Source organism: Nostoc sp. NZL, assembly GCF_015714705.1.
Classification (GTDB): domain Bacteria; phylum Cyanobacteriota; class Cyanobacteriia; order Cyanobacteriales; family Nostocaceae; genus Nostoc; species Nostoc foliaceum_A.
This window is the reverse complement of record NZ_WBKL01000161.1, coordinates 1-3,392: the sequence shown is the minus strand read 5'-3', so window position 1 is coordinate 3,392 and position 3,392 is coordinate 1. Positions and strand designations below refer to the sequence as shown.

Sequence of the window (3,392 nt, the reverse complement as noted above, 5' to 3'; positions counted from 1 at the left end):
TTTCCCAATAATCTAATCTTAAATTCAGGACTCTCTCTGTCCCCGCTTGGGTACTCCGCTTTGTTTTTTTTCCGATTTAATCCTAATTTCTGCAAGGCACGACACATTGCACTTTGACCTACCTAATTGCCAGTCTTGTCTGCAAATAATTCACACAACTCTATTAATGTTGCATCTGGATATGATTCAACTAATTCTCTCAACTCTATATCTGCATTTGTTAAATGACTAAATTGCGGCTTTCCTCGCGGCTTATATTGTAAATCTCCTTCAAGTTTTTGTTGTTTTACCAGCTTTTGCACTAAACTCTTTGACACGGAAAATATGTTAGCTACTTTCCTGATTGAGATGTTTTTCTCAAGATGTGCTGCAACTATTTTTTCTCGTAGATCGACAGAATATGACTTCTTTGAAAGGAAATATCTTTGTTCTTTCAAATATATCGTCCTGCAATTGATTAAAACAGGCAGCAATTGTTATGCTCTCCAAACTTAGCCTTAGCTTTTGAAAATGATGTCATACAATGACAGCAAAATTTCCACCACAATCAGAATTACCACATACCACTCCACTCGCTGGCTACTGCTATGCTGCATGAACTCCAGTACTGTTTGTGCGGTTTGGGTAATTAGCTCTAGTTTGCGTTCTAGGGCATAGTGACGCTCACGGATTTCGTATTCATCCTCCAAGCGCAGATATAAGTTTTCTAGCTGTGGGGATTCCCAGAGCAACTCTGGCTTATCGATAATCTCTACTCGACCCACAATCTTATGTTGAACTAATAGGGTAGTCCCAAGTTGACGCACTAATTCCCGGCTCTGGCGTCTTCCCCTGTTTTCACGCTGGAGACTAGCTGCAAACGGTTCAATTTGATCAAATACAGTCGCTAGGCTGGTTTCATAGTGAGACAGTACAACACTCTTGGCGAGAATATCAGCCACTATCTGCAAGCGTTCTATGCTAAATTCATGTAGCAAAATTTTTCCTTCCTTAGCTCGTTCACTCTCTGCAACTTTGAGATGAACTTCCACTTCTTCTGTTTCCGGATCGGCAAAAGTGCCACTAACTTGAGAGGATAGTTTGGTTAAGAAGGCTACCTTTTCCACAGGCTCAAGGTTAAACAGCACAACTGCACCATAGTTCAGTAATACCGCACAGCCGTGTTTCCCGACTGAAACCATTAGCGGCATAGTCGCCAAGCAAACGTAATTCTTCAATGTTTGTAAGTTAATATCCTCACCAAGGAATAGGGCCTGTACTCTAAAATTATCTCTGTCATTAAAAAGGAGTTTTTGCATTGTCACCCTATTTGCTTTTATACCTGCTGAACTATGGGGGTAGTGATAGCAACCAATGCCTGTTATCGGAGATCACTACAATCTCAGCTTATCAATAAAGCTATCCAGCAATCTCAGCGCAGAGAGCTATTCCATTGATTGCTGAATAAAGTTAGAGTCATCAATTTTAATTTACTTGTGTAAAATTAAAAATGTAGCAGTTTTAATTCATGCATAGCAAGCTTTATAGCAATTATTTCCGCTGAAAACGCATATTAGAGGTGAAGCCGTGATTTCTGAAAATGATGATTCAATCGATGCAGTCAATGAACTGTTGAGGAAAATCTTTAATTTTAGAAACTCAGCTAAAAATAGCCCAAGAGTCGAATCTCATTCAGACTGCTGAAGCGTTAGAAAATCAACTATCTAAATTGCGACAAGAATTAGGGGCTATTACGGTAGCGAGAATTACTAAATTTTTCTCTTTACTCCCCCTGCTTAAGAACAGCCTATTTCACGAGGATCTCATCTCACTTTTCGGGTTGCTCCCATCCGATGGTATGTCTCTCGTAAATAGCCCAAAACATGATACATATTGGTTATGAATAAAACAGCTTCACCTTTGGGTGTTCAAACTTACTGCCAAGGTAAAATCAAAATCGACCTGGAACCATGCATCTATGAGCAATTACAGAAACAATCTGTCAGCCCTTCTGAATTCATCCGCAGGTTAGTTCATTTCATTGCTACGTTAGAAAACAATAAAGAGAAATACAATATCAATCCTTACACCGAGAAATTCCATAGAGGAATCCATATCTTAGGTTGCCATGATTCTAAACTAGGAGTTTTTCCTGATTCAAATCTAGCATTGAAATGTTCAGAAGGTCGCCTTGGTGCGGAAAATCCCAAAAAACAATTTTTTAGGAGTATACGATTAGCCTGGGAATTTGAAACCAAGTTAAACGAGCAAGAGAAAGTGCTACTCCAGATTTGTCCCGCTTACTTGCATTTCCAAACTGACGTCAGGAGTGCCTTTTTTAAACGAGTACTTTTTATGCCAAAAATTGAGGGTATTCCGTTGGGGAAAACAGAAACTGGATTTAGTCCTGAATTCTGTCAGACATTCAACATTCCTGAGCTTCAGGAAATCCTTCGCAAATTCAGGTTCTCGCTACATCGTTTCGTCGATCATGAACAAAAACGTCAACTGCTCAAAATTCAGACTACATACTTATTTCAACGTCTTTTTCAAAGAGGAATTAAAATTTTTAGTTTGAATCAGAAAAACATTCTAACCACATTAAATATTACTGCTAACTCTGCTCAATACGTAATTATCGATCCGATAACAGATTATTGTTTACCAATTTCTCCTGTCTATAATCTCTTAACAGCCCAACTGTGCAAATTTAATTAACTTTACTTTTGGAGCAGAGGCATACTGTTGTAGAAGTGATAACTTACCTATTAGTCTGCCAACCCAAAATTGTTAGGTGAGGGTTGGGAAAAGGGGTTCATGTTAAAGGTTAAAGGAATAAACATCTTTTCCCTTTCCCCCTTGCCTTTTACCCCGCCAAGTTTCCTTGGCGAACTACTATGTCTCAATACAGTTCAGATAAGACCAAAAAACTTGTAGAGACGGCGATTTATCGCGTTTCAAAAACCCAAAATTTTGCCATTAGCCCTTAACCTAGGGTGTTGACTTTGTAGGGAAATTGCTAAAAAACTTCATACAATTACTGTGTCGTCAATTGAGGTTGAAAATACAGTTTTTCTTTTTGAGAGCGTGGACTGACCAAGCCCTTGCGGGGCTACAAAAAGGGCTAGGATGCAGATAGAATAAGCTTCATAGCTCTCTCTCCTTGCTGGTAGTACTTACGCTTCAGTCGGACTTAATCTCAATAATTCAGTAACTAACTCATAAGAATTTTCCATGAAATTAACCCAACTGTCGCCATAAAGACCAATATAAAAACTACTATGTCGTCGAACAATCCTTAAGGATTCTTTAATTCGTCCAACATATTTTTGAACACCCATGCGTTTTATTTTTTGACCAGATATAGTTGCAGCCGTATAGGCAAGTGAGATTAATAATATTAGGGAAATTAG

General features: G+C 38.6%; 3 protein-coding genes and 1 pseudogene. 1 reads left to right on the top strand and 3 read right to left on the bottom strand.

The features are described 5' to 3' along the window. Nucleotides 1-122 precede the first annotated feature (122 nt). Nucleotides 123-437: an IS630 transposase-related protein gene (locus tag F8R90_RS23270; RefSeq protein WP_196512650.1), complete on the bottom strand. Its 315-nt coding sequence runs from the start codon at nt 435-437 to the stop codon at nt 123-125. 60 nt (nt 438-497) lie between these two features. Then, on the bottom strand, nt 498-1,298 hold the full coding sequence (locus tag F8R90_RS23265; RefSeq protein WP_196512649.1) for an RMD1 family protein: 801 nt from the start codon (nt 1,296-1,298) through the stop codon (nt 498-500). Nucleotides 1,299-1,878: 580 nt separating this feature from the next. On the opposite strand from F8R90_RS23265, the gene F8R90_RS23260 reads away from it, so the two are divergent. Then, nucleotides 1,879-2,697 carry a hypothetical protein gene (locus tag F8R90_RS23260; RefSeq protein WP_196512648.1) on the top strand — a complete coding sequence of 273 codons (819 nt, stop codon included), beginning with the start codon at nt 1,879-1,881 and terminating at the stop codon, nt 2,695-2,697. 406 nt (nt 2,698-3,103) lie between these two features. On the opposite strand, the pseudogene F8R90_RS23255 reads toward F8R90_RS23260, so the two are convergent. Further along, a pseudogene (locus F8R90_RS23255) lies at nt 3,104-3,392 on the bottom strand (IS4 family transposase); the annotation flags it as partial.

Coding starts and splice junctions, on each gene's coding strand:
- F8R90_RS23260 (WP_196512648.1), top strand. CDS start 1,879: ATGAATAAAACAGCTTCACCTTTGGGTGTTCAAACTTACTGCCAAGGT.
- F8R90_RS23265 (WP_196512649.1), bottom strand. CDS start 1,298: ATGCAAAAACTCCTTTTTAATGACAGAGATAATTTTAGAGTACAGGCC.